Here is a 410-nt window from a genome sequence, read left to right on the forward strand (position 1 = left end):
GTTTACTTGGTCGCGATAACCCGAGTTCCAGTCAACTGTCGTTAGGTAACCTTTGATTTGATCGGCACTTTGCCCGGTAGCATAGAGCCCGCCAACGTACGAACCCATACTAGTGCCGGTGATGATATCAACAGGAATTCGCATCTCTTCAAGGGCTTTAAGCACCCCTATGTGAGCAGCACCTTTTGCCCCGCCACCAGCGAGCACTACGCCAATGGTAGGTCTGGAATTTGATTTAACTTGTTTAGACTCTGCTGTGGATGCAGATTGCGCCTGTACAGTAAAAGCAAAAACTGCACATATGCCGACAAGGAATGTGTTACGAAGCAATTGATATTCCTATAAATCCGTTTACTAGAATACCTTTAAATCTAACACACTTTGTGACAAATCATTGGCCCTACCAAGGT

General features: G+C 45.6%; 1 pseudogene. It reads right to left on the minus strand.

Annotated features, from left to right (window positions below):
* Positions 1 to 228: pseudogene (locus AB4585_RS28340) on the minus strand (patatin-like phospholipase family protein); the annotation flags it as partial.
* Positions 229 to 410 lie beyond the last annotated feature (182 nt).

The sequence above is a fragment of the Vibrio sp. 10N.222.49.C9 genome (assembly GCF_041474985.1).
Lineage (GTDB): Bacteria > Pseudomonadota > Gammaproteobacteria > Enterobacterales > Vibrionaceae > Vibrio > Vibrio crassostreae_C.